Source organism: Pseudomonas frederiksbergensis (genome assembly GCF_900105495.1).
Lineage (GTDB): Bacteria > Pseudomonadota > Gammaproteobacteria > Pseudomonadales > Pseudomonadaceae > Aquipseudomonas > Aquipseudomonas frederiksbergensis.
The window spans coordinates 4,417,827-4,442,900 of the sequence record NZ_FNTF01000002.1 but is presented as its reverse complement, the minus strand read 5'-3'; the positions used below and the strand labels follow the sequence as shown (position 1 = coordinate 4,442,900).

27 protein-coding genes, 1 tRNA gene and 1 pseudogene are annotated in these 25,074 nt (G+C 59.0%); 15 read left to right on the top strand and 14 right to left on the bottom strand.

The features are described from left to right. Window positions 1–231 precede the first annotated feature (231 nt). The 13 genes and pseudogenes from BLW70_RS20775 to BLW70_RS20720 all read left to right on the top strand — a co-directional run bounded on the left by BLW70_RS20775 (window position 232) and on the right by BLW70_RS20720 (window position 16,596). Complete coding sequence (locus BLW70_RS20775; RefSeq protein ID WP_074877135.1) at window positions 232–1,536, top strand: MFS transporter; 1,305 nt, start codon at window positions 232–234, stop codon at window positions 1,534–1,536. Continuing rightward, window positions 1,514–2,911 (top strand): NarK family nitrate/nitrite MFS transporter, encoded by a 1,398-nt coding sequence (locus tag BLW70_RS20770; RefSeq protein ID WP_074877133.1) that lies wholly within the window; start codon window positions 1,514–1,516, stop codon window positions 2,909–2,911. Before BLW70_RS20775 ends, BLW70_RS20770 begins: the two co-directional genes overlap by 23 nt. A gap of 69 nt (window positions 2,912–2,980) precedes the next feature. Continuing rightward, window positions 2,981–6,754, top strand: coding sequence for a nitrate reductase subunit alpha (locus tag BLW70_RS20765; RefSeq protein WP_074877131.1), 3,774 nt, complete (start codon window positions 2,981–2,983; stop codon window positions 6,752–6,754). Between the two features lies 1 nt (window position 6,755). Continuing rightward, window positions 6,756–8,294 (top strand): nitrate reductase subunit beta, encoded by a 1,539-nt coding sequence (narH, locus tag BLW70_RS20760; RefSeq protein ID WP_033059086.1) that lies wholly within the window; start codon window positions 6,756–6,758, stop codon window positions 8,292–8,294. Window positions 8,295–8,296: 2 nt separating this feature from the next. After that, window positions 8,297–9,052: a nitrate reductase molybdenum cofactor assembly chaperone gene (narJ, locus tag BLW70_RS20755; RefSeq protein WP_074877128.1), complete on the top strand. Its 756-nt coding sequence runs from the start codon at window positions 8,297–8,299 to the stop codon at window positions 9,050–9,052. Then, window positions 9,045–9,725 (top strand): respiratory nitrate reductase subunit gamma, encoded by a 681-nt coding sequence (gene narI / locus BLW70_RS20750; RefSeq protein ID WP_074877127.1) that lies wholly within the window; start codon window positions 9,045–9,047, stop codon window positions 9,723–9,725. The genes narJ and narI overlap by 8 nt, the downstream gene beginning before the upstream one ends. Before the next feature lie 10 nt (window positions 9,726–9,735). Continuing rightward, on the top strand, window positions 9,736–10,695 hold the full coding sequence (locus BLW70_RS20745) for a peptidylprolyl isomerase (RefSeq protein WP_074877125.1): 960 nt from the start codon (window positions 9,736–9,738) through the stop codon (window positions 10,693–10,695). A 25-nt stretch (window positions 10,696–10,720) separates the two neighbouring features. Next, the gene (moaA, locus tag BLW70_RS20740) at window positions 10,721–11,713 is read left to right on the top strand and encodes a GTP 3',8-cyclase MoaA (RefSeq protein ID WP_074877123.1); all 993 of its coding nucleotides are present in this window, start codon (window positions 10,721–10,723) and stop codon (window positions 11,711–11,713) included. A 262-nt stretch (window positions 11,714–11,975) separates the two neighbouring features. After that, on the top strand, window positions 11,976–13,991 hold the full coding sequence (locus tag BLW70_RS20735; RefSeq protein ID WP_074877121.1) for a ribonucleoside triphosphate reductase: 2,016 nt from the start codon (window positions 11,976–11,978) through the stop codon (window positions 13,989–13,991). A 32-nt stretch (window positions 13,992–14,023) separates the two neighbouring features. After that, window positions 14,024–14,191, top strand: a complete 168-nt coding sequence (gene nrdD / locus BLW70_RS31325; protein ID WP_017338867.1) for an anaerobic ribonucleoside-triphosphate reductase — start codon at window positions 14,024–14,026, stop codon at window positions 14,189–14,191. Next, on the top strand, window positions 14,188–14,883 hold the full coding sequence (locus BLW70_RS20725) for an anaerobic ribonucleoside-triphosphate reductase activating protein (protein WP_074877119.1): 696 nt from the start codon (window positions 14,188–14,190) through the stop codon (window positions 14,881–14,883). The genes nrdD and BLW70_RS20725 overlap by 4 nt, the downstream gene beginning before the upstream one ends. Before the next feature lie 51 nt (window positions 14,884–14,934). After that, window positions 14,935–15,495: pseudogene (locus tag BLW70_RS31535) on the top strand (MCP four helix bundle domain-containing protein); the annotation flags it as partial. 39 nt (window positions 15,496–15,534) lie between these two features. After that, window positions 15,535–16,596, top strand: a complete 1,062-nt coding sequence (locus BLW70_RS20720) for a methyl-accepting chemotaxis protein (RefSeq protein ID WP_371917825.1) — start codon at window positions 15,535–15,537, stop codon at window positions 16,594–16,596. A 28-nt stretch (window positions 16,597–16,624) separates the two neighbouring features. Here the strand turns inward: BLW70_RS20720 and BLW70_RS20715 are convergent, their stop codons facing one another. The 5 genes from BLW70_RS20715 to BLW70_RS20695 form a co-directional block, all read right to left on the bottom strand. Next, window positions 16,625–18,004, bottom strand: coding sequence for a 4Fe-4S binding protein (locus tag BLW70_RS20715; RefSeq protein ID WP_074877115.1), 1,380 nt, complete (start codon window positions 18,002–18,004; stop codon window positions 16,625–16,627). Beyond that, window positions 17,992–18,846, bottom strand: a complete 855-nt coding sequence (locus tag BLW70_RS20710) for an FTR1 family iron permease (RefSeq protein ID WP_074877114.1) — start codon at window positions 18,844–18,846, stop codon at window positions 17,992–17,994. The genes BLW70_RS20715 and BLW70_RS20710 overlap by 13 nt, the downstream gene beginning before the upstream one ends. Window positions 18,847–18,868: 22 nt before the next feature. Beyond that, the gene (locus tag BLW70_RS20705; RefSeq protein WP_074877113.1) at window positions 18,869–19,201 is read right to left on the bottom strand and encodes a cupredoxin domain-containing protein; all 333 of its coding nucleotides are present in this window, start codon (window positions 19,199–19,201) and stop codon (window positions 18,869–18,871) included. Then, window positions 19,202–19,732 carry an iron transporter gene (locus BLW70_RS20700; protein WP_074877111.1) on the bottom strand — a complete coding sequence of 177 codons (531 nt, stop codon included), beginning with the start codon at window positions 19,730–19,732 and terminating at the stop codon, window positions 19,202–19,204. It abuts the gene before it with no gap. 87 nt (window positions 19,733–19,819) lie between these two features. Beyond that, complete coding sequence (locus BLW70_RS20695; RefSeq protein WP_074877110.1) at window positions 19,820–20,176, bottom strand: hypothetical protein; 357 nt, start codon at window positions 20,174–20,176, stop codon at window positions 19,820–19,822. A gap of 159 nt (window positions 20,177–20,335) precedes the next feature. Between BLW70_RS20695 and BLW70_RS20690 the strand changes: the two genes are divergently transcribed. Continuing rightward, the gene (locus BLW70_RS20690) at window positions 20,336–20,557 is read left to right on the top strand and encodes a DUF3079 domain-containing protein (protein ID WP_074877108.1); all 222 of its coding nucleotides are present in this window, start codon (window positions 20,336–20,338) and stop codon (window positions 20,555–20,557) included. 202 nt (window positions 20,558–20,759) lie between these two features. Then, window positions 20,760–20,833, top strand: a tRNA-Cys gene (locus tag BLW70_RS20685). Window positions 20,834–20,992: 159 nt separating this feature from the next. Here the strand turns inward: BLW70_RS20685 and BLW70_RS20680 are convergent. From BLW70_RS20680 to BLW70_RS20645, 9 genes are all read right to left on the bottom strand, one after another. Next, window positions 20,993–21,562 (bottom strand): hypothetical protein, encoded by a 570-nt coding sequence (locus tag BLW70_RS20680; RefSeq protein ID WP_083383381.1) that lies wholly within the window; start codon window positions 21,560–21,562, stop codon window positions 20,993–20,995. Window positions 21,563–21,625: 63 nt separating this feature from the next. Continuing rightward, the gene (locus BLW70_RS20675) at window positions 21,626–22,693 is read right to left on the bottom strand and encodes a tyrosine-type recombinase/integrase (protein ID WP_074877106.1); all 1,068 of its coding nucleotides are present in this window, start codon (window positions 22,691–22,693) and stop codon (window positions 21,626–21,628) included. Window positions 22,694–22,695: 2 nt separating this feature from the next. Then, window positions 22,696–22,950, bottom strand: a complete 255-nt coding sequence (locus tag BLW70_RS20670) for a DUF4224 domain-containing protein (protein ID WP_074877104.1) — start codon at window positions 22,948–22,950, stop codon at window positions 22,696–22,698. Then, entirely contained in the window at window positions 22,947–23,621 is a 675-nt protein-coding gene (locus BLW70_RS31160; protein ID WP_235865011.1) for a hypothetical protein, read from the bottom strand. Before BLW70_RS31160 ends, BLW70_RS20670 begins: the two co-directional genes overlap by 4 nt. Continuing rightward, on the bottom strand, window positions 23,618–23,839 hold the full coding sequence (locus BLW70_RS20660) for a hypothetical protein (RefSeq protein WP_074877102.1): 222 nt from the start codon (window positions 23,837–23,839) through the stop codon (window positions 23,618–23,620). The genes BLW70_RS31160 and BLW70_RS20660 overlap by 4 nt, the downstream gene beginning before the upstream one ends. Then, a complete protein-coding gene (locus BLW70_RS20655; RefSeq protein WP_074877100.1) occupies window positions 23,836–24,255 on the bottom strand; it encodes a hypothetical protein in 420 nt (139 codons plus the stop codon). Before BLW70_RS20655 ends, BLW70_RS20660 begins: the two co-directional genes overlap by 4 nt. A 57-nt stretch (window positions 24,256–24,312) precedes the next feature. Then, entirely contained in the window at window positions 24,313–24,630 is a 318-nt protein-coding gene (locus tag BLW70_RS20650; protein ID WP_074877098.1) for a pyocin activator PrtN family protein, read from the bottom strand. Then, window positions 24,623–24,763, bottom strand: a complete 141-nt coding sequence (locus BLW70_RS30850) for a hypothetical protein (protein WP_162842862.1) — start codon at window positions 24,761–24,763, stop codon at window positions 24,623–24,625. The genes BLW70_RS20650 and BLW70_RS30850 overlap by 8 nt, the downstream gene beginning before the upstream one ends. A gap of 25 nt (window positions 24,764–24,788) precedes the next feature. Then, window positions 24,789–25,073, bottom strand: a complete 285-nt coding sequence (locus tag BLW70_RS20645) for a phage antirepressor KilAC domain-containing protein (RefSeq protein ID WP_074877096.1) — start codon at window positions 25,071–25,073, stop codon at window positions 24,789–24,791. Window position 25,074: the final 1 nt, after the last annotated feature.

Below are 25,074 nucleotides of genomic sequence, written 5' to 3'. Positions count from 1 at the left end.
GGCGCGCTACCTCTAAAGAGTTGTCGACTGATCCTTGTCAGCAAAAACCTTTGAAGAAAACCTCAAGACACTGATAAATCAATGGTTTCAGGGTTTTCCTGTACTACCTCCTTAGAGGTAGACCGCGCAAGCATAGGCCTATGCCCCCCGGGGCTTCGTTGATATGGATCAAGTTTTTGCGGGGTTGGCCTCTCTAGTCTGCCGCCATGGCTAACTGACTGGAGAGCATTTGTGACCCAACCTCGTGTACGACAAGGCTTGGTGCTGGGCATGAGCACGCTGGCCTTCACTGTGTGTTTCATGGTCTGGATGATGTTTGCCGTGCTCGGTGTACCGATCAAGGACCTGCTCCAGCTCAACGAAACCCAATTCGGTCTGCTGGCTGCGACCCCGGTGCTGACCGGCTCACTGGTGCGTTTGCCACTGGGTCTGCTGACCGACCGCTTTGGCGGGCGCAGCGTGTTCTTCCTGTTGATGCTCGCCTGTGTGGCGCCGCTGTACCTGATCAGTCACGCCACCGCCTACTGGCAGTTCCTGGTGCTGGGCTTGTTCGTCGGCCTGGCCGGCGGCTCGTTCTCGGTCGGGATTGCCTACGTCGCCAAATGGTTCGACAAGGAGAATCAGGGCTTCGCCATGGGCATCTTCGGTGCCGGTAACGCCGGGGCCGCGGTGACCAAGTTTCTTGCCCCGGCGCTGATCGCTGCCGGCAGCTGGCAGCTGGTGCCAAAAGTCTTCAGCGCGATCCTCTTTATTACCGCGCTGCTGTTCTGGTTTCTCAGTGCCGAAAACAAGGACCACCGCAGTGCCTCCGGCGCTACCTTGCGTGAGCAATTGAGCTCGCTGAAGGACCCGGCGGTGTGGCGCTACTGCCAGTACTACTCGATCGTCTTCGGTGGCTACGTCGCCCTGGCCCTGTGGATGACCAAGTACTACGTGCAGGAATACGGCTTCAGCCTGCAAAGCGCGGCGCTGCTGGCGGCCTGTTTCTCCCTGCCCGGTGGCGTGCTGCGTGCAGTCGGCGGCTGGATGTCGGATCGCTGGGGTGCGCAAAGCGTGACCTGGTGGGTGTTGTGGGTCAGCTGGATCTGCCTGTTCCTGCTCTCGTATCCCCAGACCCAACTGCAAGTGCAGACCATCAACGGCCCGATAGATTTCCACATCGGCCTGAACCCGGCGCTGTTCACCGTGCTGCTGTTCGTCATGGGCATCGCCTTCGCGTTTGGCAAGGCCTCGGTCTTCAAATACATCGCCAACGACTACCCGAAAAACATGGGCGCGGTGTCCGGCATCGTCGGCCTCGCCGGTGGCCTGGGCGGTTTCGTGCTGCCGATCCTGTTCGGCGCCCTGGTGGACCTCACCGGCGTGCGCTCTTCCTGCTTCATGTTGATGTACGGCGTGGTCTGGGTCTCCCTCACCTGGATGTACTTCAGCGAAATACGCAAAAGCGCGGTGCTGGGTAAAACGCCGCTGCTGACCCCGTCCCCGATTTCCAGCATTGCCCTAGGAGAAGAACATGTCCGTTCTGCAAAAGCCTGACAAAGGCCCGGTCATTCATGACTGGCGCCCCGAGGACCCAGCATTCTGGGGAAGTAGCGGCAAACAGACCGCCACGCGCAACTTGTGGATTTCCATTCCTGCGCTGCTGTTGGCCTTCGCGGTGTGGATGGTCTGGAGCACGGTAATCGTGCGTTTGAACGCCATCGGCTTCACCTTCAGCACCGACCAGTTGTTCTGGCTGGCGGCGTTGCCGGGCCTGTCCGGGGCGACCTTACGCGTCTTCTACTCCTTTATGGTGCCGATCTTCGGTGGCCGTCGCTGGACCGCCCTGAGCACCGCGTCGCTGTTGTTGCCCTCGATCTGGATGGGCTTCGCGGTGCAGGACCCGAGCACCTCCTACAGCGTGTTCGTGTTGATTGCCTTGCTCTGCGGTTTCGGTGGCGGCAACTTCGCCTCGAGCATGTCCAACATCAGTTTCTTCTATCCCAAGTCGCAGCAGGGCACGGCCCTTGGCCTCAACGCCGGGCTGGGTAACCTGGGCGTTTCGGTGATGCAGTTCTGTGTACCGCTGGTGATTACCTTCGGTGTGTTCGGTTTTATGGGCGGTTCGCCGCAAGCATTGCCGGATGGCGGCCAGTTGTGGCTGCAGAACGCAGGCTTCATTTGGGTACCGTTCATTGTCCTGGTGACGGTGCTGGCCTGGTTCGGCATGAATGACCTGTCCAGTGCCCGCGCTTCGTTCAGCGAGCAGGCCGTCATCTTCAAACGCAAACACAACTGGCTGATGTGTTGGTTGTACCTGGCGACTTTCGGTTCGTTCATCGGCTTCTCCGCCGCGTTTCCGCTGCTGATCAAAACCTCGTTCCCTGATGTTATCGCCTTGAAATTCGCCTTCCTCGGCCCATTGGTCGGTGCGCTGGTACGCCCATTGGGCGGCTGGCTGGCGGACAAGCTCGGTGGCGCGAAAGTGACCTTGTGGAACTTCGTGGCGATGATCGCGATGGTCTTCGCCGTGATGCACTTCCTGCCGCAAAACGGTCAGGGCGGCAACTTCTACGGCTTCCTCGGCATGTTCATGCTGCTGTTCATCACCACTGGCATCGGCAACGGCTCCACCTTTCGGATGATCCCGGTGATCTTCCGCACCCAGCATGAAAAAGCCTCGGTCGGAAAACCACCGGCCGTGCGCGAACAAGCGCTGAAGAATGCCGGCAAAGAGTCAGCCGCCGTCCTGGGCTTCAGTTCGGCCATGGGCGCCTTCGGTGCGTTCTTCATACCCAAATCCTTCGGCTCTTCGATGGCCCTGACCGGCGGCCCGGAGATGGCCTTCTACATGTTCGTCGGCTTTTACCTGAGCTGCATCGTGGTGACCTGGTGGTGGTACGCGCGCAAAGGCGCCGCGACACCCTGCTGAGAAGGCCCGAATTCAATCATTGCGTGGGCGGGGCACAGACTCCGCGACAAAGCCTGAGAGGACTACACCGTGAGTCATTTACTGGATCAATTGCGGTTTTTCAATCGCAAGCAAAACGAGTTTTCCGACGGTCATGGCGAGACCCGCAAAGAGTCCCGCGACTGGGAGAACGTTTACCGTTCGCGCTGGCAGTACGACAAGATCGTGCGTTCCACCCATGGGGTGAACTGCACCGGGTCGTGCTCGTGGAAAATCTACGTCAAGAACGGCCTGATCACCTGGGAAACCCAGCAGACCGACTACCCGCGTACCCGCAACGACCTGCCGAACCATGAGCCCCGTGGCTGCCCGCGTGGTGCCAGTTACAGCTGGTACATCTACAGCGCCAACCGGCTCAAGTACCCGAAAATCCGCAAGCCGTTGCTCAAGCTCTGGCGCGATGCGCGGCAAACCATGGCGCCGGTCGAAGCCTGGGCCAGCATCGTCGAGGACAAGGCCAAGGCCGACTCCTATAAAAGCAAGCGCGGCATGGGTGGCTTCATTCGTTCCAACTGGGAAGAAGTCAACGAGATCATTGCCGCGGCCAACGTCTACACCATCAAGCAATACGGCCCGGACCGGATCGTCGGCTTCTCGCCGATTCCGGCCATGTCGATGGTCAGCTACGCCGCAGGCTCGCGTTACCTGTCGTTGATCGGCGGCGCCTGCCTGAGTTTCTACGACTGGTACTGCGACTTGCCACCGGCCTCGCCGATGGTCTGGGGCGAGCAGACCGACGTGCCGGAATCGGCCGACTGGTACAACTCCAACTACATCATTGCCTGGGGCTCCAACGTCCCGCAAACCCGTACCCCGGATGCGCACTTCTTTACCGAAGTCCGCTACAAGGGCACCAAGACTGTGGCGATTACCCCGGATTACTCGGAAGTCGCCAAGCTCACCGACCTGTGGTTGAACCCTAAACAAGGCACCGATGCGGCGCTGGCCCAGGCGTTCAACCATGTGATCTTCAAAGAGTTCCACCTGGACAAACCAAGCGCCTATTTCACCGACTACGCCAAGCGCTTCACTGATTTGCCAGTGTTGGTGCTGCTCAAACAAATGGTCGACAAGGCCCCAGGCGCCGGTTATCAGCCGGACCGCTTCCTGCGCGCCAGCGACCTGACCGACAACCTCGGCCAGGAAAACAACCCGGAATGGAAAACCATCGCCCTCGATGTCAGCGGTGAACTGGTGTCCCCTCAGGGTTCCATCGGTTATCGCTGGGGCGAGAAGGGCAAGTGGAACATCCTGCCCCGTGAAGGCGGCGAAGGCCGTGAGATCGATCTGAAGCTGAGCCTGATCGGTGACGACGTGGCCGAAGTGGCATTCCCGTATTTTGCCGGCGAATCCCACGAGCACTTCCAGCACGTGGCCGGCGATGCCGTGCAATACCGTCGCGTGCCGGTGCACAACGTGGTGCTGGCGGACGGCAGTGTGGCCAAAGTCGCCACCGTGTTCGACCTGTCGGCCGCCAACCTGGCGATCGATCGCGGCCTCGGCGGCGAAAACGTGGCCAAGGATTACAACGACGCCTCGGTACCCGGCACCCCGGCGTGGCAAGAGCAGATCACCGGCGTCAGCCGTGAGAAAGCCATCCAGATTGCCCGTGAATTCGCCGACAACGCCGACAAGACCAAGGGTCGCTCGATGATCATCGTCGGCGCGGCGATGAACCACTGGTACCACATGGACATGAACTACCGCGGGCTGATCAACATGCTCATGCTCTGCGGGTGTGTCGGTCAGACCGGTGGCGGTTGGGCGCATTATGTCGGTCAGGAAAAACTCCGTCCGCAATGCGGCTGGCTGCCCCTGGCATTCGGCCTGGACTGGAACCGTCCGCCTCGCCAAATGAACGGCACCAGCTTCTTCTACGCCCACAGTTCGCAGTGGCGCCACGAGAAGATGAGCATGCACGACGTGCTCTCGCCGCTGGCCGATAAATCGCAATTCCCCGAGCATGCCCTGGACTACAACATCCGCGCCGAACGCGCCGGCTGGTTGCCCAGCGCACCGCAACTCAACACCAACCCTTTGCACATTTGCCGCGACGCCGCTGCCGCCGGCATGGACCCGAAAGACTACGTGGTCAAGTCGCTGCAGGACGGTTCGCTGCGTTTCTCCTGCGAACAGCCGGACAGCCCGGTCAACTTCCCGCGCAACATGTTCATCTGGCGTTCTAACCTGCTGGGCTCCTCGGGCAAGGGCCACGAGTACATGCTCAAGTACCTGCTCGGCACCAAGAACGGGGTAATGAACGAAGACATCGGCCAGGTCGGCGACTGCAAACCCGAAGAAGCCGAATGGGTGGACGAGGGCGCCATCGGCAAGCTCGATCTGGTCACCACCCTGGACTTCCGCATGTCTTCGACCTGCGTCTATTCCGACATCGTCTTGCCGACCGCGACCTGGTACGAAAAAGACGACATGAACACCTCGGACATGCACCCGTTCATTCACCCGTTGTCGGCCGCCATCGACCCGGCGTGGGAATCGCGTTCCGACTGGGAAATCTACAAAGGCATCGCCAAGGCGTTTTCCAGCATGGCCGAAGGGCATCTGGGCGTTGAAAAGGACCTGGTGACCATCCCGCTGATGCACGACAGCGTCGGCGAACTGGCCCAACCGTTTGGCGGCACAGACTGGAAAAGCGACGGCGTGGCGCCAGTACCAGGCAAGAACGCACCGAACCTGCATGTGGTAGAGCGTGACTACCCGAACATCTACAAGCAGTTCTCGTCCCTCGGGCCATTGCTGGAGAAAAACGGCAACGGTGGCAAAGGCATCAACTGGAATACCGAAGACGAAGTGAAATTCCTCGGTGAACTCAATCACAAAGAAGGCGACGCCGGCATCAGCCAGGGTCGGCCGAAAATCGACACGGCCATTGACGCCGCTGAAGTGATTCTGTCGCTGGCACCGGAAACCAACGGCCAGGTCGCCGTCAAGGCCTGGGCCGCACTGTCGGAATTCACCGGCATCGACCACAGCCACCTGGCGCTGTCCAAGGCCCACGAGGCGATTCGTTTCCGCGACATTCAGGCACAGCCGCGCAAGATCATTTCCAGCCCGACCTGGTCGGGGCTCGAAGACGATCACGTCAGCTACAACGCCGGCTACACCAACGTTCACGAAGGGATCCCATGGCGCACCATCACCGGTCGCCAGCAGTTCTACCAGGATCACCCGTGGATGCAGGCGTTCGGCGAGCAACTGATGAGTTATCGCCCGCCCGTCAACACCCGCACCATCGAAGGGGTGAAAGGCAAGCGCAGTAACGGCCACAAGGAAATCGTTCTGAACTGGATTACCCCGCACCAGAAGTGGGGCATCCACAGCACCTACAGCGACAACCTGCTGATGCTCACCCTCAGCCGTGGCGGGCCGATTGTCTGGCTCTCGGAGAACGACGCGAAAAGCGCCGACATCGAGGACAACGACTGGATCGAGTGCTTCAACGTCAACGGTGCACTGACCGCCCGTGCGGTGGTCAGCCAACGGGTCAAGGACGGCATGGTGATGATGTATCACGCACAGGAACGGATCGTGAACGTGCCCGGTTCGGAAACCACCAAGACCCGTGGCGGCCATCACAACTCGGTCACCCGCGTCGTGCTCAAGCCGACCCACATGATCGGCGGCTATGCCCAGCAAGCCTACGGTTTCAACTATTACGGCACCGTCGGTTGCAACCGCGATGAATTCGTCGTGGTGCGCAAAATGTCCAAAGTCGACTGGCTCGATGGTTCAAGTGGCGATGACCTGCCACGTCCGCTGCCGACCGATATCGAGGAAAACTGAGATGAAGATTCGCTCACAAATCGGCATGGTTCTGAACCTGGACAAATGCATCGGTTGCCACACCTGCTCGATCACCTGCAAAAACGTCTGGACCAGCCGTGAAGGCATGGAATACGCCTGGTTCAACAACGTCGAATCGAAACCCGGGATCGGCTACCCGAAAGAATGGGAAAACCAGGACAAGTGGAAGGGCGGCTGGATCCGCAACGCCAACGGCACGATCAACCCACGCATCGGCGGTAAATTCCGCGTGTTGGCGAACATCTTCGCCAACCCGGACCTGCCGAGCCTCGACGACTACTACGAACCGTTCGACTTCGATTACCAGCACCTGCACACCGCGCCGCTGGGCGAGCATCAACCCACCGCGCGTCCGCGTTCGCTGATCTCCGGCAAGCGCATGGAAAAAATCGAGTGGGGCCCGAACTGGGAAGAGATCCTCGGCACCGAATTCGCCAAGCGTCGCAAGGACAAGAACTTCGACAAGATCCAGGCGGACATTTACGGCGAGTACGAAAACACCTTCATGATGTATTTGCCGCGCCTGTGCGAGCACTGCCTCAACCCGACGTGCGCAGCGGCGTGCCCGAGCGGGGCGATCTACAAGCGTGAAGAAGACGGCATCGTCCTGATCGACCAGGAGAAATGCCGGGGCTGGCGGATGTGCATCAGCGGCTGCCCGTACAAGAAGATCTATTTCAACTGGAAGAGTGGCAAGTCCGAGAAGTGCATCTTCTGCTACCCGCGTATCGAAGCCGGGATGCCGACCGTTTGCGCGGAAACCTGCGTCGGGCGCATCCGCTACCTCGGTGTGCTGTTGTATGACGCCGACCGCATCAGCGAAGTGGCGAGCACCGCCAATGAGCAGGACCTGTACGAGAAACAACTGGAGATCTTCCTCGATCCGAACGACCCGGCAGTGATTCGTCAGGCCCTGGCCGATGGCGTACCGCAGTCGGTGATTGATTCAGCCCAGCGTTCGCCGGTCTACAAAATGGCCGTGGACTGGAAACTCGCACTGCCGCTGCACCCGGAATACCGCACCTTGCCGATGGTTTGGTACGTACCGCCGCTGTCGCCGATCCAGAACGCTGCCACTGCCGGCACCGTCGGCATGAACGGAGTGATCCCGGACGTCGACAGCCTGCGTATTCCACTGAAGTACCTGGCCAACCTGCTGACGGCGGGCGATGAAAAACCGGTCAAGCGTGCGCTTAAGCGCTTGCTGGCGATGCGCGCCTACAAACGCTCCGAGCAAGTCGACGGCGTTCAGGACCTGCAAGTACTCAAGGATGTTGGCTTGAGCGTGGCCCAGGTCGAGGAGATGTATCGCTACCTGGCGATCGCCAACTATGAAGACCGCTTTGTGGTGCCGAGCGCGCACCGTGAAGACGCCATGAGTGACGCCTTTGCCGAGCGCTCCGGTTGCGGCTTCAGTTTCGGCAGCGGCTGTAGCGGCAGTTCCGACACCAACATGTTTGGTGCCAAGAAAGCCAACCGCCGCGACATCCTGAAAACCGTGCAGTTGTGGGAGGAATGAGCATGCAAATTCTCAAAGTGATTTCGCTGCTGCTCGATTACCCGACCGAGACGCTGATTGGCGGTCGCGACGAACTGGAGCAAGCGATTATCCAGTCCCGGGAAATCAGCCCGACACAGCGCGGTGCGTTGTTCGAATTGCTCGAGCTGATCTGCGCCAATGACCTGATGGATGGGCAGGAGCACTACGGTGCGCTGTTCGGCCGGGGTCGTTCGCTGTCGTTGCTGTTGTTTGAACATGTGCACGGCGAGTCCCGCGACCGTGGTCAGGCGATGGTCGACATGATGGCGCAATACGAAGAAGCCGGTTTTGCCATCGGCGTCAAAGAGCTGCCGGACTATATCCCGCTGTACCTGGAGTTCTTGTCCACCCGCGAAGACATCGAGGCCCGCGAGGGCCTGGCGGATGTTTCGCACTTGCTGGCCTTGCTCGCCGCACGTCTGGAAGAGCGTGAAAGCGCCTATGCCAGCTGCTTCCGGGCATTGCTGCAAATTGCCGGGGCCGAGCCGCATCAGGCGGTCGCCGACCTGCGGGCGCAGGTGGCGGCGGAACCGCGTGACGACTCCCTCGAAGCCCTCGACAAGATCTGGGAAGAGGAAGCCGTGGACTTTCTCCAGGCCGAACAGCAAGACCGTTGCAGTTCGCTGCCAAGCGCACCGGGCAAGGCCCGCGAGGAAAGCGCAGTGCCGTTGCACTGGGTGGATTTTCAGCATGAAGGGCTGGCCGCCGCGCCAGCCAAGGAGGTAGGCAATGTCTAAATGGAACCTGTTGTTGTTCGGGGTCTATCCCTACGTCGCTTTGGCCATTTGCCTGATCGGCAGTTGGGCGCGCTTCGACCTGTCGCAATACAGCTGGAAAGCAGGTTCGAGCCAGATGCTCAATCAGCGCGGGATGCGCGTGGCGAGCAACCTCTTTCACGTCGGCGTGTTGTTCGTGCTGGCCGGACACTTCGTCGGCCTGTTGACCCCGGCGTCGATTTATCACCACGTGATCAGCACTGAGAACAAGCAGTTGCTGGCAATGGTCTCGGGCGGGTTCTTCGGCCTGCTGTGCCTGATCGGCCTGCTGATGCTGGTTAACCGGCGGCTCAACGACCCTCGGGTCCGCGCTACTTCCAGCCCTTCGGACATCCTGATTCTGCTGGTGCTGCTGGCGCAATTGCTGCTCGGTCTGCTGACCATCGTCGCGTCCACCGGCCACATGGACGGCTCGGTGATGGTGATGCTCGCCGATTGGGCGCAGAACACCGTGCTGTTGCGGCCGGTGGAAGCAGCGGCGGCCATCGCGCCGGTCGGGTTGATCTACAAATTGCATGTGTTTCTCGGCTTGACCCTGTTTGTGCTGTTCCCCTTCACCCGTCTCGTACACATGATCAGCGCACCGATCTGGTACCTGGGGCGTCGTTATCAAATCGTTCGTCAGAAGTACTGAGGAGACAATCATGTCAGGTGGATGTGGATGTGGTGGCGGTAATGGGGGCAGCGGTGGCTGCGGTTCTTCAAAAAAGGCCGAGGCTGTTCTCGACATTGCGCCGGTCGTAGCGGCGCAGTTCGAAGCCCTGCCGGTTGAACCCGCAGGGGCCGATGACGCCCCGGCGCAGTTGATCGCCAGCAGTGAGCAGGAATGGCCGATCATCAGCGTCAACGAGGTGTCGATCACCCCGGAAGCGATGGCCCAGGAGCTGCAATATCACCCGGCCGAAAGCCGCGAGGAGGCAGTCTATCTGGCCGCCCGGGCGCTGGTGATCCGCGAATTGTTGCAGCAGCGCATCACCGAACTCGGTGTGTCGCTGGAGATCAGCGCCGGTGAGAACGAAGAAGAAGCGGCCACGCGCTTGTTGCTCGAACGTGAGGTGAAAGTGCCGCAGTGCGACGAGGAGTCGAGTCTGCGTTACTACGAAAACAATCGCGGACGCTTCCACAGCGCGCCGTTGTTGGCGGTGCGGCACATCCTGCTCGAGTGCGCGCCGGACGATGTCGAAGCTAGGGAACTTGCGCAGGGTCAGGCTGAAGTCCTGTTGCAGCAACTGGATGAATTCCCCGGCAGTTTCGCCGAGCTGGCGATGAAATATTCGGCCTGCCCGTCGAAGGCTCAGGGCGGTTCTCTGGGGCAGATCAGCAAGGGCCAGACGGTGCCTGAACTGGAGCGTCAGTTGTTCACCCTGGCACCGGGCCTGGCCAGCAAACCGCTGGAAAGTCGCTACGGCTGGCATGTGATCAGCGTCGATCAGCGAATCGAAGGCATGCCGTTGCCCTATGAAGTGGTGTCGACGGCGATTCGCACGCAGTTGCAGCAAGGCGTCTGGCAAAAAGCGCTGGTGCAGTACCTGCAAACCCTGATCGGTGCGGCGGATATTCGCGGTATCCACTTGCAGGGCGCCGACTCACCGCTGGTGCAGTGAGCCTCGAGGCAAACCGGGAGATGTGATGAACGCTGTAATGCAGGATGGCTTTGGGCGGCAGATCGATTATCTGCGGATGTCGGTGACGGACCGCTGTGATTTTCGCTGTGTGTATTGCATGGCGAAAAACATGACGTTCCTGCCGCGTCAGCAGGTGCTCACCCTGGAAGAGTTGCAGCGTTTGGCGACGCTGTTCGTCGGGTTGGGCGTACGCAAAATCCGTCTGACCGGTGGTGAGCCGCTGATTCGTCCGGGCATTGTCGAACTGTGTCGCAACATCGCCGCGCTGCCCGGTTTGCGCGAACTGGTGATGACCAGCAACGGCTCGCAACTGAGCCGCCTGGCCCGGCCGTTGGTCGACGCCGGGGTCAAGCGGATGAACATCAGCCTCGATAGCCTGGACGGACAGAAATTTCGCGCGATCACCCGCATCGGCGATCTCGACCAGGTGCTCAACGGCATCGAAGCGGCTCGGGACGCGGGGTTTGAGCGGATCAAACTCAACTGCGTGGTGATGAAGGGGCGTAACCTCGATGAGGTCCCGGCGTTGGTGCAGTACGCCATCGACCAGCGCATCGACATCAGTTTCATCGAAGAAATGCCCTTGGGCGACGTCGGTCGTTCCCGGGGCGAGTCGTTTTGTTCCAGCGACGAAGTGCGCACGCTGATCGCCAGCCAGCATCGCTTGCTCGACAGCACCGAAAACAGCGGCGGACCGGCGCGCTACGTGCGCCTGGAACGCCATCCCGATACCCGGATCGGGTTCATTTCGCCCAACAGCCACAACTTTTGTGGCAGCTGTAATCGGGTGCGGATGACCGTTGAAGGGAAGCTGTTGCTGTGTCTGGGGCAGGACGATGCGCTGGACTTGCGTGGATTGCTGAGGCGATATCCGTTGGATGACCAGCCGGTGATCAACGCGGTGCAGAAGGCCTTGCGCGGCAAGCCATTGCGCCACGATTTCAGCCCCGAAGGGGAGGTGCAGATTGTGCGGTTCATGAACATGAGTGGGGGTTGAGCTGTCTTGCACGATTCAAAAAATACAACCAATCCATGTGGGAGCGGGCTTGCCCGCGAAGAGGCCATTACATCCAACATCAATGTTGACAGATAGACCGCCATCGCGGGCAAGCCCGCTCCCACATGGGACCCGCGCTTGTCACAGATTCACCGCCAAATCTTGATATCGATCAATTGCAGATCAGCACTTTGTCCGTAGCCTTCACTGCATGTTGTGGTTTTAAGTTTATTTAAGTCTATATGTAGTGTCTGGAGGCCAAATGCAGAGCACGCTGATCGCAGTAGGATGTAACCGCTTGCACAAGCGCGATGGCAGTCAGGTCGCCTTCGATGCCGACAAGATCCGTCAGGCATTGATCGCCGCCGGCAAGGCGACAGGGGAGTACGGCGAGGTTGAGGTTGAAGGCTTGCTAGACGCGGTATTGGCCAGGCTCGAAGGGTTGCCGAGGCTGCATGTCGAGCAAATCCAGGATCGTGTTGAACGGGTGTTGATGGACGCCGGTTTTTTCCTCGCGATGCGCGCCTACATCGTCTACCGCGAACAGCACGGGCGCTTGCGGCGTGACCGCCGGACCATGGTCGAAGTCGCGACCTCGATGAACGAATACCTCGACCGCGAAGACTGGCGGGTCCAGGCCAACGCCAATCAAGGCTACTCACTGGGCGGGCTGGTGTTGAACGTATCAGGCAAAGTCACCGCCAACTACTGGCTGGACGAGGTGTACAGCGAGGCTATTGGCCAGGCTCACCGTGAGGCGGATTTGCATGTGCACGACCTCGACATGCTCGCCGGTTACTGCGCCGGCTGGTCGCTGCGCACCCTGCTGCACGAAGGGCTCAACGGTGTGCCGGGGCGTGTCGAAGCCGGTCCGCCTAAGCACTTGAGCAGTGCCCTGGGGCAGATGGTGAATTTCCTCGGCACGTTGCAAAACGAATGGGCCGGGGCCCAGGCGTTCAGCTCGTTCGACACCTACCTGGCGCCCTATGTGCGCAAGGATCAACTGAGTTATCAGGAGGTGCGCCAGGCGATCCAGGAGTTCATCTACAACCTTAATGTTCCCTCGCGCTGGGGCACCCAGACGCCGTTCACCAACCTGACTTTCGACTGGGTGTGCCCGCAGGATTTGCGTGAGCAGATACCCGTCATCGGCGGTGAGGAAATGCCGTTCGCCTATGGCGACCTGCAAGTCGAAATGGAGCTGCTCAACCGCGCCTACATCGAGGTGATGCAGGCCGGCGATGCGAAAGGGCGGGTGTTCACCTTTCCGATCCCGACCTACAACATCACCCACGACTTTCCGTGGGACAGTGAAAACGCCGATCGCCTGTTCGAGATGACTGCGCGTTACGGCCTGCCGTATTTCCAGAACTTCCTCAATTCGGACCTGCAACCCAATCAGGTGCGCTCGATGTGCTGCCGTTTGCAGCTGGATGTCCGCGAGTTGCTCAAGCGTGGCGGCGGCTTGTTCGGTTCAGCGGAGCAAACCGGATCGCTCGGCGTCGTCACCATCAACTGCGCGCGGTTGGGCTATGTGTTCAAGGGTGATACCAGCGGATTGCTGCAGCGCCTGGACACGCTGATGGAACTGGCGATGGAAAGCCTGGAGGTCAAGCGCAAGGTGATTCAGCACCACATGGATGCCGGTTTGTACCCGTACACCAAGCGCTACCTCGGAACCCTGCGCAACCATTTCTCCACCATCGGCCTCAATGGCATGCATGAAATGCTGCGCAATTTCACCGGTGACGAGGAGGGCATGCACACCGAGAAGGGCCGGCAGTTTGCCCTGAAGATGCTCGATCACGTGCGCGCCACGTTGCTGCGATTCCAGGAAGAAACCGGCCACATGTACAACCTGGAAGCGACGCCGGCCGAGGGCACGACCTACCGCTTCGCCAAGGAAGATCTCAAGCGCTACCCCGACATTCTCCAGGCGGGCAGCGTGCAAGCGCCGTATTACACCAACTCCTCGCAACTGCCCGTGGACTACACCGAAGACCCTTTCGAGGCCCTGGAACTTCAAGACGAACTGCAATGCAAATACACCGGCGGCACGGTCTTGCACCTGTACATGGCCGAGCGGATTTCCTCGACCCAGGCCTGCAAGCAACTGGTGCGCAAAGCCCTTGGCCGCTTCCGCCTGCCGTACCTGACCGTGACCCCGACGTTCTCCATCTGCCCGGTGCACGGCTACCTCGATGGCGAGCATGAGTTCTGCCCCAAGTGCGACGAGGCACTGCTGCTGAAAGAGCAAAAGCTCGGCAGCGTTCATTGATTTCGATCCACTCAACCGCAAGGAGCTTCACCATGACTGCATCGCAAACACTGCCCCAGGCTCAACGTCAACGCTGCGAAGTCTGGACCCGGGTAATGGGTTATCACCGCCCTGTGTCGGCGTTCAATCCGGGTAAACAATCGGAACACCGCGAGCGGGTGCACTTCACTGAAAGCGCGGCACTGGCCGGGCGCCAATGAGTCGAACGCTTCGGGTCGGGGGCATGGTGCCCCTGACCACTATCGACTATCCGGGACAGCTCGCCTGCGTGCTGTTTTGCCAGGGTTGCGCCTGGCGTTGTCGTTACTGCCATAACCCGCAGTTGATCCCGCCTCGTGGCACAGACGAAGTGGATTGGCGGCGGGTGTTGGCGTTTCTGCAACGGCGTCAGGACCTGCTCGATGCGGTGGTGTTCAGCGGCGGTGAGCCGACCTTGCAGGACGGTTTGCTCGGCGCCATGGATGAAGTGCGGGCGATGGGATTTCGCATCGGTTTGCACAGCGCCGGGATCAAGCCTGCTGCATTTGCCAAGGCGCTGACCGGGGCCGATTGGGTCGGTTTCGATGTCAAGGCGTTGCCCGAGGATTGCCAGGCGATCACCCGGGTCGAAGGCAGCGGAACGGCCAACTGGCACAGCCTTGAGCATCTGCTGGCCAGCGGCGTCGACTACGAATGTCGCACCACCGTGCATTGGCATCTGTTCGAACCGGAGCGTCTGCTGATCCTCGCCAGGCGCTTGAGCGAACTCGGCGTCAAACGCTTCGCCGTGCAACTGGTTCGCACCGAGCGGATGTTCGATCCGTTGCTGCCAAGTGTTTCGGCACAAGCCTTGCTTCCTGAGTTATGGGATGCCATGCGCGAGTTGTTTCCAGCCTTTGTATTACGGGGGTAACCGAGGCTGAGGTTTAACGTTTGACAGGGATATCCAACATTAGGTTTTCAAATGCGCTGCCAATCGGCAGGTATCAAACGGGGAGCATTTGATATGGCCAAATTAACCACGGCACAACGTATCGTCATCGGCTTTGCAATCGCGCCGCTGGCCTTGATGGGTATGGCGTTTTACGCGTTGCACGACCTGGCGACGCTCAAGGAACAGGCGGTCGTCATCGTCAAGCAGGACTGGCCGAAGATCGACCCGATCATGGTCATCGCCACCGGTGTGCGCGATAACGCCCGGAACACCCGGGATTTGCTGATCGATAAAGACAATCAGCAAGTGCAGCAGTCAATCGACGCCACCAAGAAACGCATCACCCAGGCACTCGAAACGCTTGAACCTTTGTTCTATTTGCCGGAGGGCAAAAGCGCTTATGCCGCGCTGAAGAAGAATCGCGAAGCCTACGTGGCGGCGTTCACTCAAGTGCAGGTGCTGATCCGGCAAGGTGCTTTCGATGACGCCATGGCACAGCTGAAGCAAAAGGTCGTGCCGGCCGAGCGCGAGGTTTATGCCAGCCTGGACCAGTTGATGGTACTGCAAGGCAAAATATTCGCCGACCGGGAACAGTCGGCTCAGGAGCTGTACAGCGATGCCCGGCGCAATATGCTCGGGTTGTTTTTGTTCTGTGTGGCGCTGGTCATCGCCGCCGCGGTAATCGTCACACGCAGTGTGACCCGGCCATTGGGCGGCGAGCCGGATGATGCCGCACGGTTTTTGAGTCAGATCGCTCAGGGCGACCTGACGATTCAGGTGCCCGTGAACTCAAGTGTCGGCGGCAGCGTGATGATGAACATGCACCAGATGCAGCAAAGTCTGAATGCCATGGTCAAGCACATCGCGACGTCGGTGGACCAGGTGGCCAGTTCCTCCGAAGAGCTGAGTGCGGTCAGCAGCCAGACCAGCAGCAACCTGCAATTGCAGGGGCTGGAGATCGAACAGGCAGCCACCGCGGTGAACCAGATGACCGCGGCGGTCGACGAAGTGGCGCGCAATGCGGTCAGCACTTCCGAGGCCTCGCGGCAGTCCGAGCAAACCGCACAGCGCGGGCGTGAACAGGTTCAGGAAACCGTGGTTTCAATCGGCGCATTGGCCGATGGCGTCACCGACACCTCACAGCGCATCGAGCAACTGGCGGGCCGGGTGCAGGACATCAGCAAGGTGCTGGACGTGATTCGCAGCATCGCCGAGCAGACCAATTTGCTGGCCCTCAACGCGGCCATTGAAGCGGCCCGTGCCGGGGATGCCGGACGCGGTTTTGCCGTGGTCGCCGATGAAGTGCGCGCCCTGGCCCATCGCACGCAAGAGTCCACCCAGGAAATCGAGCAGATGATTGGCAACATTCGTCTCGATACCGGCCATGCCGTGACGGCCATGCAAAGCAGCAGCAACCTGGTTCGGGCCACCCTTGAAGTGGCGCAGCGCTCGGGGGATGCATTGGACGAAATCACTCGGTCGATCTCACAGATCAACGAGCGCAACATGATGATTGCCAGTGCCACGGAAGAGCAGGCGTTGGTGGCGCGGGAGGTGGATCGTAATCTGATGGGCATCCGCAACTTGTCCGAGCAGGTCTTGCTGGGTGCCCAACATACTCACACGGCGGGTCACGATTTGGCGCAGATGGCCGGGGCGCTGCACCAGACGGTGGCGCGGTTCAAGGTCTAGTTGATCCGCTGGTGGTTGCGGCGGGGGCTCAGTTCCAGCCCCAGAACTGCAACCACCAGCCGAAGCCTACCAAGCCGATGGCGAGTAACAGGCAAGTGCTGCCCAACCCGCGCCGCGCCAGGGAAAGGCTTTCGCGGTCCAGCCGTTTCCATCCCAGCAACAGGCTCCAGCCAATCGCGGCCACTAACAGACAGGCCCTGGCGGGTTGTACCCATTCCAGCAACAGCCCTTCATAGCGCAGCAATTTCACCGTTGTGGCCGACAGCCCGAGAAACAACCCTGCACCACCCAAGGGCGTGAGTGTCATTGCCAGGGGCCAATACAGGGCAGGATCTTGCGCCAGTCGCGCGGTCAGGCGCAGAAGGATCATCAGCGCCGTGCCCAACACCATCGAACTCAAACCCAGATAAACGACGATGCTGAAACCGTCTAGCCAACTGAAACTGTCGTTGAACTGTGGGTAATGGGTGAGCAGCCACCAGGGCGCGTTGTCCTGCAGGGCCCAGAGTTGGTCGTGCTCGACCAGCCATTGGGCGAGTGTTTGTTTGAGGGCGACGAACCATGGGCTGACCGTCCATTGAAACGCGCCCATGGCCAGGCCGATCACGCCGAACAGCAATAAGCGCGCGTCCCACGGTGAAAGTGCCTGCGCCGTCGCGTGAAGAATTTCCTGATTGCTGGAGCGAGCGATCAGCTGAACAGCGCCGCGTTGTCCGCTGCAGCGTCCGCAGGCATGACAATCACTAGCACCTTGCATGCGACGGATATCGAGCAAAGGCGCGCAGTTGGGCGGCGGCAGGCGCGGTGCGGAGTTTTCCATCCAGCGTTGTTCGTCGACCTGAAAATGTACGGGAGCCAGGCGAGCGAGCAGGGCGAAGACGCCGCTGACCGGGCACAGGTAACGGCACCAGATCCGCTTGCCCCGGGCGAACAGCAACCCGACAACGACCGCGGCGACGGTCGAGCCGCCCAGAATCAACAGCGCCGCCTGGGCGTAGTCATAGACGCTGATCAACTGGCCGTAGAGGGTCGTCAGGCAGAACGCGAGGGTTGGCCAGCCGCCCCAGCGCAACCAGCGCGGCACACCCAAACCTTTGCCGTAATGGCTGGCCCATTCGCTGAGTGAACCTTCCGGACAGAGAACCCCACACCAGAGGCGGCCGAACAGCACGATCGTCAGCAGCACGAACGGCCACCAGATCCCCCAAAACAAAAACTGCGCGAACAGAGTCAGGTTATCGAGCATCCGTGCCTGGCTGCCCGGCAGCGGCAACACCGCCGGTACCACCAACAACAACGCATAGAACAGTACAACGGCCCACTGCACAGCGCGAATGACGGGAGCATGACGACGCATGCCGTCGCCCAGGCGCTGCAGCCATCGATTGTGGCGACTCAGTTCAGGCATGGGACTTTTTCCGCAGCACGTTGACGCAGCCATCCGCCGACGGTCAGCCAGTAACCTGCCAGCACCAGTAATGTCATGCCGCTGGGCGTCGCGCGATAACCGGCAAAACCGGCAAGGAAACCACCCAAGCCATGGCTGTCGCTGAGCACGGCACTACTGTCCCAAAGCGCATCACCAACGAGGCTGTACATTGCCTCCGGCAAATCCATGGCGAGTAATTGACCGCCGATTCTCTCGGTGCCACTGACCAGCATTGCCGCGCCGAGCAACAGCAAAACGGCTTCGCTGATGGCGAAGAATCGTTGCCACGAAATGAACTGTCGACTGCTGTGCAGCAGGGCAATGGTCAGGGCCGATAGCGCCAGCCCCATTGCACCGCCAATGGCGAACAAGCCGAGTTGCGGACCTCGTAACTGAGCGCCGGCGCCATAGAGAAACACCACCGTTTCACTGCCTTCGCGGCTGACGGCAAGCATGGCCAGCAATAACAGGCCTGCGCCACCTTGCCGGGCCAGGTGGCTATCGGCGTGTCGCCGCAAATCGTGCTTGAGGGTGCGCCCGTGGCGATGCATCCAGCCGACCATTTGCACGATCAGCAAACTGGCCACCAACGCGAGTGCGGCCTGGAACCACTCGCTGGCTGAACCGCTCATTGCCTCACCGGCAAACAGAATCAACACTGCCAGCAGGCTCGAGAACAGCAATCCCAGCACGACGCCTGCCCACAAGTACTTCGCCAGTCGATCAGCCTGAGGCTGCTGGCTGACCCAGGCCTGGAGAATGCCGATCACCAGCAGCGCCTCGACGCTTTCGCGCCAGACAATGAACATAGATTGATTCATGAAATCTCCGTGTTGGAACGGGTTATTTCGCGAGGATGCCGCCCTCGGGCAATTGCGGATTGAACTCGTCGAAAAAGGGGTAGTGGCCGGGCCTCAGCGGGTGAATGACCACGAAAGTTGTCACGCCCGGCGACAGTACTTTTTCAACCCGCAAGGGCGTGCTCTCGAATTCGGCTGGGCCTTGGCCGATATTTTTCAGAACGATTTTGAAACGCTGACCGGCCGGAACCTCCAGCAAGGCAGGGGAGAAGTGGCCATCGCGCAGGCTCAGTTCATAGCTCGGTAATTCGGCATAGGCTGTGAACGGTGCAACTGCTCCGGCAAGCATCAGCCAGGCAATCAGCAAGCGCTTCATTCAATAGCCGCCTTTTTTACCGATACCGGCGTAGATGAACTCGTAATGCAATTCGCAGCGTTCAAACCAGGGGGCTACGCCGGTTTCCTTATCGGTATGGCGGCCAAGGGAACCATGACCGCCGGGTGGCAGGACGGTGAAGGTCAGTTGATATTTGCCGGGGCCGAGCAGCTTTACATTGTCGCCATAGTGCGGGCCGTCATTGGCGACCATGGCGTGGAAATCGCCTTTGAGTTCGTTCTCGCTGCCCTGTTTTTTCAGGTTGAACGAGACATTCAGATAAGGCACGAAACTGCCTTCCTGAAAGCCCTGTCGATTGTCCGCCGTGGCGCGAATGTCGGCTTCCAGGTGCACATCGGAATCCGCGGTGGCCCGCATCATTCCGGCAGGCGCCATCTCGATCGGCTGCAAATACACCGCCCCGACTTCCAGCCCCGGACACAGCTGCGGTTCCCCTATCGGGTATTCCTTGGCCTGAGCCAGCGGTGTTAGCAACAGCAGGGCGAGTGACAGCGAAAAGGTCGTACGCATGATGTCTTCCTGGGCACTGACGAGTGGGAGCCCGAGTGTAGGAAGCTTTCCTGCGAATAATAATGATTGTTATCAAGTTTGCAGTGATTAAGCCTGGGACGACGGGGAGCGCTTTCGAAATCGCTCGGCACGGTCGACGCAATCGTTCATCTGCGCAGCCGCGTGAATCGTCAGAGGATGCTGGGTGAAGCCGGGCCGGGGTGAAATGTAAGCGGCCATTTCGCGGGCGACGGCCAATTGTTGGTCCGAACCTTGTGTCAGTAACGCGATGACCAGGTTTTCCAGGGCAATCACCCGGACACGAAGGTGGACCAGTTCTGCATTGGTCAATTCGGGGGGAGAGGCAAATGCTTCTGCATCGAGTGATTTTTCCGTGACTTCATCATCCCAGGTCGACAATTGGACAGGGCTTTGGTCTTCGGCAGGAGTTTTTTTACCAGGCATAAGTAGCTTCTCCAGGTGTTTTTTTTGGCCGCCCAAGGGGGGAAAGCGGCTGATTCCCCAGCAGAGCAAAGCTTAGCCATACCTTGATCCGTATCAAGGTCGTTTTTGCGCGAGCGATATAGGTTGGGGGCACATCCTACAGGCAAGCCGGGGATCGACATGGCCAAGAATTTTCCCATCAGCCCCAAGCACCCCGAGCGCATTTGCTGGGGCTGCGACAGGTACTGTCCAGCAAACTCCCTGGCGTGCGGCAATGGCTCCGACAGGACAATGCATCCAGCCGAAATGATCGGAGACGATTGGTATCTGCATGGCGACTGGGGCATTGAACCGTTGATCGCGGTAGAAGACGTGACAGACGAACCCGGCCGGAAGGGTTGAGCACCCCTTTAAACATCGAAACCACCTGACGGAATTTTTTTTGAAATCAAGGGGTTGCCAGCCTCGGGAAATCAGTACATAATTCACGCCATCGAAAGCACTGACCGCTGAAAAAGCTCAATGTTTTCAAGGAGTTAGATCATGAATCTTACTCCAAGTTTGTACGCGTTTGATGTTGTGCTACATGACATCAGATGTTTGAGGCCGAGTAGCAAAATGGTTATGCAGTGGATTGCAAATCCACCTACGCCGGTTCGATTCCGACCTCGGCCTCCACTCTTAAAAGCCCCGTAGATCAATGATCTACGGGGTTTTTTATTGCCTGCTAAAAAGTCGGTGTTCCGCAATTTTTAATAAGTGTTCCGCAACAGTCTTGCTTTTATCATTGTTGATCAGGGGGAACGCCGCAGTGATCCCCCTTGTTTTTTGTTCCGGTCAGTCGGAGATGGTGAAGTTAACCTTCAATTTTCGATAGAGTTTTTCTGCGACATCGAAAGTGCCGGGAAGAAGCGTTGTACCCATATCATCGGATCTGATGGGGCATGGGTAGCGGCCTGCCCATGTTGCGGCTTCACTAAGATGTTGAAGAATATGGCGTCGCTTTTCGCTCAAGCCTAAGTCAATCAGGCCTGCGAGTTTGACTAGGTCGTGAGTCTTTACTTCTTTCGGAAACTTAGCTTCCGGCTGCCAACTGGATAAATGAGGTGCTCCGTGCTTGTTGAGAAACCAATGAGCTTTAAAAAGATTTTCAAGTGATAATCCGTAAAGCATTGAGCAAACATTCTCTAGGGCATTTTTTTCGGTGCGGTTGATGATTTTTTCAGATTGCTTTCTTGTTATTCGGGCGGTAGCGATTAGAGCCCTGCTGTGCTCAAACCATTCGACTGGATTGCTTATGAGTTGAGCATATCTGGCTTCATTCCAATCCCGTATGTCCTCCTCTGAATATTCGGGAAAGGGAATATCAAATCCTTCCGGAGGAGATTCGTGTGCTGTGGAGCTCATGCCGCGTCCTTTGCTTCATTCTGTAAAACAATTATCTTATGGTGGTGGGCCAGCATTTGGCTATCATTTTGTCGGTTTAACGATTTCTCCTACTCGACGGTAAACCTTCTTGGTCATTTCTTCTGTTGAGTGTCCAAGCAGGCGGCTTGCATCTTTTATGTCCTCGATTTCGCTACCGGCCTTTGGTCGGATGTCCCTGAACTGAAACTTCCGGATTGTGACGGCCAGCTCTGTATCTCCCCCGGTTGCTGCTTGCGTTGCAGCCTTGTCTCGGGCTTCGTCCCAGCGGTTGCGCAACATGTTGTAGCTCATGCGCAGGCCTGCTTGGTTTGTGATCAAAATTGAGGTCCTGGTGCCGGCTTGGACGCGGCGATCGAGCAGGCCGTTTATGAAGATGCAAAGGTCGGTCTCTTTGTCGCCGTCGTAGAGACGTATTCTCAGGCGTTTTTCCGTCTTGCCCTGGCCAACCATTAGGAGCCCATTGTTGAGGTCCGTGGCTGAAGCTTTGAGCACGTCGGCCGGACGTTGACCTGTCAAATATGCTAGATCCATCGCGTCCTTCAGTTCCTGCGGAGCTTGACCATAGACCGCGTTCCAAACGATATCGCCTGCGTAGTAGTCCCGAGGCGTTTCCTTGTTGCGGCGCAGGCCGAAGCAAGGGTTGGCCTTCTCGGTCAGGCCCCACTCGCGGGCGAAAGTGAACATGGTTGAAAGCAGCGCTATCTCACGGTTGGCGCGTACCTTGGCCGTGCGTGCGTCACGATACTGGGCGATTACCTGTGGTGTGATCGCGTCGATTGGGGCTGATTCGAATGCATTTCGAAGCTGTTTAAGGCCTTTGAGGTAGTCGCTTTGTGTGCCTGGCTTGAGAGTCGGGATTACCTTTTTCTCGTAGTCGTCAAAGAGCCGGCTCATTACGCGGGCCGGTTGGGGGGTGGCTGTGCGGTCAAGTCGCGCCCATTCGATTTTGGCTTCGTCGAGATCGCCGCCCAAGGGGATCTCGACGCGGTTGCCCTCGGCGTCCCTGCCGTTGTAGTAGTAGCCCACCCAGATCTGGCCGTTTTTCCTTTTTCGGGTACGACGGATCATCCGTGGTGGCAGGTCTCGGTTTGCTGGTTTCTTCTGGCGCATTGTTAGCTCACGCGTGATAGATCAAGGGACCAGGTTTCAGCGACAGCATTGGTTGCTGACGGCCTTACCCCGGCAAGCTTTAAACGGGCGTATACGCGGCCCACAACGGGGCGTTGCGCGCCGGTGAGTACGTGTTCCCAAGCGTTTCGGGTCAGCCATTGGCGCTGGAAGGATGGCGTCTTGTACCCAGTAATGGCTGCCAATTCATCTTCCGATAAGGTCTCGCTCGATATTTGGAGGGTGTTTCCACTATTCATGCTTCCTCCGGAGGGAGGTAGTCCCGCGCCTGTTGATGCTGTTGCTGGGCAGTCGCATTTAGCTGTGCTCTTAGGCAGGCGTTTGTTTGTTCCAGCTGCTGCAGCTGTCCGGCATGCTTCCACCCTCTGCGCTTCCATGCTGCAAAGCCCGCCCGGTAGGCGTAATGCTCACGAGCGAACGAGTCGGATGTCTTTGCGGCTGGCGCGGTGATGTACGTGTCGCGTTGAACGCAATACTGCAGGCCTTCGGGTACTGGGAACTCTTTTTCGAACTCGGTGCGCTCGTTGATCTGCACCTCGTTGACGGCTATTTGTGACGGACTTTCGGAGTCGAAGTCAGCGCGCGTATACCCCACAACAGGCTGCGCGGGCGGGCGATTCTGAGCGATTAGCGTTGCATCAGGTATGGCTGCCTCGCGCAGCTTTTCGTGGGGTATAAGCACCTCGGCAGTGGCACAGAGAGGGGCAATAATGCCTGCTGCTGCGCAGCAGAGACTGTTTGTTTCTGGTGTGTCGACGCCATTGGCGTTGTAGAGCAAAGCGGTCGATGTTTGGGTGGTGTGCTGGTCCATTTTCATGCCGCTTTGCTCCGGTGTTCGATAGCGAGTTGGTCCATCAAGTGCTGGTGAAGCGTGAGCCGTGTGGCGATGGTGGTTTGAAATCTGGCTCATGCTGCCTCCTTGACCAGGTCCGCCAGAAGCAGGGCGTTCTTGGTGTCTTTGTTCAGTTTGCGCAGGGCGTCTTTGCCGATCAGTGCGACAAGTTGCCGGTCGAACTCATTTCGAAAGCGCGTCAGTTCCAGCAACTCGGTGGTGGCTTTGATGCATTGCTGTTGCAAGGCGCCGGCTGTCTGTGGTGTCAGGCGCAACATTTGGGGGGCGCAATTCATGCCGCTTCCTTCTGCGTTGCTGGCTCTAGCAGGGCTGCCATGGAGAGCGCTTGATCGCGCAGGGCGAGTGAATCGCGTTCTAGTTTTTTGCCGGTGCGGAACGCGCTGAATGTCTCGGCGGCGATCCTGAGCTTGTCAGCGATGGCCAGTAGAGTTAGGCGCTCCTGCTCCCCCAGTTTTGAGGCCTCCAGTGCGCGCTCGTAGCGGGCGTACAGTTGCAGGCGCTCGGCACGAACTTGGTGTAGTGAGTGCTCCAGGCCGCGGATGGCTTCTGAATTGTCGGATTGTTGGATGGCTTTGCCTTCGTCGATTCCCTCGATGCGGCCATCGATCAGGCCGCCTCGGTAGCCGGTCCAGTAGAGCAGGGCGGCGCCGACGATGAGGCCGATCAATGCGCAGATTTGAATTGCAGTCATGTGGTGTGCTCCTGGTGTTGTCGTAGGCTGGTGGTGGCAGCCGTTGGGTCAGGTGTTTCACCCGGTTGAATCGTCCTGCGGTCGCAGCATCTCTTCATCTGCCTTGTAGGCGCGGATGTCGATGAGCGAAGCGACATGCCGGATGTGCGCGTACTTCGGTGCCTTGCGGCTGGTGTCCAGCGTGGTGATGGGGAGCTGGATTCGACCGCTGTTGATCTCGGCCACAAACGATTGCTCGTTGAGGTTGCGGAAGTACTGTTCGCGCACTTTTTCCAGTGGGATCAGTACGTCGCCGAAGGTGCGGTAAAGCAGCTCCACGGTGGCTGACTCGGGTGCGGGTCGCAGTCGTAGCGGTGTCTGGCTGGTGTTATGCATTGGTTTGCTGAGCCTCCTTGCGTTGGTTTCTTGTCGGGTGGTTCCAGGCATTCAGGCAGTGTGTTTTGGTCAGCTCGCGCAGGTGTTCCGGCACTTCGAGAAGCGCGGCATTGCGCTCCTCGCGTGTGCGCATGGCGACGATCTGGCGAGCGTATTCTCTAGGCCACGTCACGGTTATTTACCGGGATGGCGGGTAGATCCAGCCCCAATTGATCGGCCAGCCAGCGGATGCCGGGTTGTTTGACACGGGTTGACTGGCTGTACTGCATGCCAGCGGTTTCGTGGTACCAGTTGCTGTCCTTGATCCGTAGGTAATCGCGATCGCGGGTCGGGTAGGCGGGAAGGTTCCGGTTATTGAGCAGACCTTTTGCCCGCATAAGTTCGATCAGCTTGGGTCGAGTCATACCGAGGTGCTTCGCGGCTTGGGCAAGTGTGCGTTCCACG

Bases quoted from the DNA above. Each gene is read 5' to 3' on its own strand.
- BLW70_RS20770 (WP_074877133.1), top strand. From the start codon at position 1,514: ATGTCCGTTCTGCAAAAGCCTGACAAAGGCCCGGTCATTCATGACTGG.
- narH (WP_033059086.1), top strand. From the start codon at position 6,756: ATGAAGATTCGCTCACAAATCGGCATGGTTCTGAACCTGGACAAATGC.
- narJ (WP_074877128.1), top strand. From the start codon at position 8,297: ATGCAAATTCTCAAAGTGATTTCGCTGCTGCTCGATTACCCGACCGAG.
- narI (WP_074877127.1), top strand. From the start codon at position 9,045: ATGTCTAAATGGAACCTGTTGTTGTTCGGGGTCTATCCCTACGTCGCT.
- BLW70_RS20745 (WP_074877125.1), top strand. From the start codon at position 9,736: ATGTCAGGTGGATGTGGATGTGGTGGCGGTAATGGGGGCAGCGGTGGC.
- moaA (WP_074877123.1), top strand. From the start codon at position 10,721: ATGAACGCTGTAATGCAGGATGGCTTTGGGCGGCAGATCGATTATCTG.
- BLW70_RS20735 (WP_074877121.1), top strand. From the start codon at position 11,976: ATGCAGAGCACGCTGATCGCAGTAGGATGTAACCGCTTGCACAAGCGC.
- nrdD (WP_017338867.1), top strand. From the start codon at position 14,024: ATGACTGCATCGCAAACACTGCCCCAGGCTCAACGTCAACGCTGCGAA.
- BLW70_RS20725 (WP_074877119.1), top strand. From the start codon at position 14,188: ATGAGTCGAACGCTTCGGGTCGGGGGCATGGTGCCCCTGACCACTATC.
- BLW70_RS20720 (WP_371917825.1), top strand. From the start codon at position 15,535: ATGCTCGGGTTGTTTTTGTTCTGTGTGGCGCTGGTCATCGCCGCCGCG.
- BLW70_RS20715 (WP_074877115.1), bottom strand. From the start codon at position 18,004: ATGCCTGAACTGAGTCGCCACAATCGATGGCTGCAGCGCCTGGGCGAC.
- BLW70_RS20710 (WP_074877114.1), bottom strand. From the start codon at position 18,846: ATGAATCAATCTATGTTCATTGTCTGGCGCGAAAGCGTCGAGGCGCTG.
- BLW70_RS20705 (WP_074877113.1), bottom strand. From the start codon at position 19,201: ATGAAGCGCTTGCTGATTGCCTGGCTGATGCTTGCCGGAGCAGTTGCA.
- BLW70_RS20700 (WP_074877111.1), bottom strand. From the start codon at position 19,732: ATGCGTACGACCTTTTCGCTGTCACTCGCCCTGCTGTTGCTAACACCG.
- BLW70_RS20695 (WP_074877110.1), bottom strand. From the start codon at position 20,176: ATGCCTGGTAAAAAAACTCCTGCCGAAGACCAAAGCCCTGTCCAATTG.
- BLW70_RS20690 (WP_074877108.1), top strand. From the start codon at position 20,336: ATGGCCAAGAATTTTCCCATCAGCCCCAAGCACCCCGAGCGCATTTGC.
- BLW70_RS20680 (WP_083383381.1), bottom strand. From the start codon at position 21,562: ATGAGCTCCACAGCACACGAATCTCCTCCGGAAGGATTTGATATTCCC.
- BLW70_RS20675 (WP_074877106.1), bottom strand. From the start codon at position 22,693: ATGCGCCAGAAGAAACCAGCAAACCGAGACCTGCCACCACGGATGATC.
- BLW70_RS20670 (WP_074877104.1), bottom strand. From the start codon at position 22,950: ATGAATAGTGGAAACACCCTCCAAATATCGAGCGAGACCTTATCGGAA.
- BLW70_RS31160 (WP_235865011.1), bottom strand. From the start codon at position 23,621: ATGAGCCAGATTTCAAACCACCATCGCCACACGGCTCACGCTTCACCA.
- BLW70_RS20660 (WP_074877102.1), bottom strand. From the start codon at position 23,839: ATGAATTGCGCCCCCCAAATGTTGCGCCTGACACCACAGACAGCCGGC.
- BLW70_RS20655 (WP_074877100.1), bottom strand. From the start codon at position 24,255: ATGACTGCAATTCAAATCTGCGCATTGATCGGCCTCATCGTCGGCGCC.
- BLW70_RS20650 (WP_074877098.1), bottom strand. From the start codon at position 24,630: ATGCATAACACCAGCCAGACACCGCTACGACTGCGACCCGCACCCGAG.
- BLW70_RS30850 (WP_162842862.1), bottom strand. From the start codon at position 24,763: ATGCGCACACGCGAGGAGCGCAATGCCGCGCTTCTCGAAGTGCCGGAA.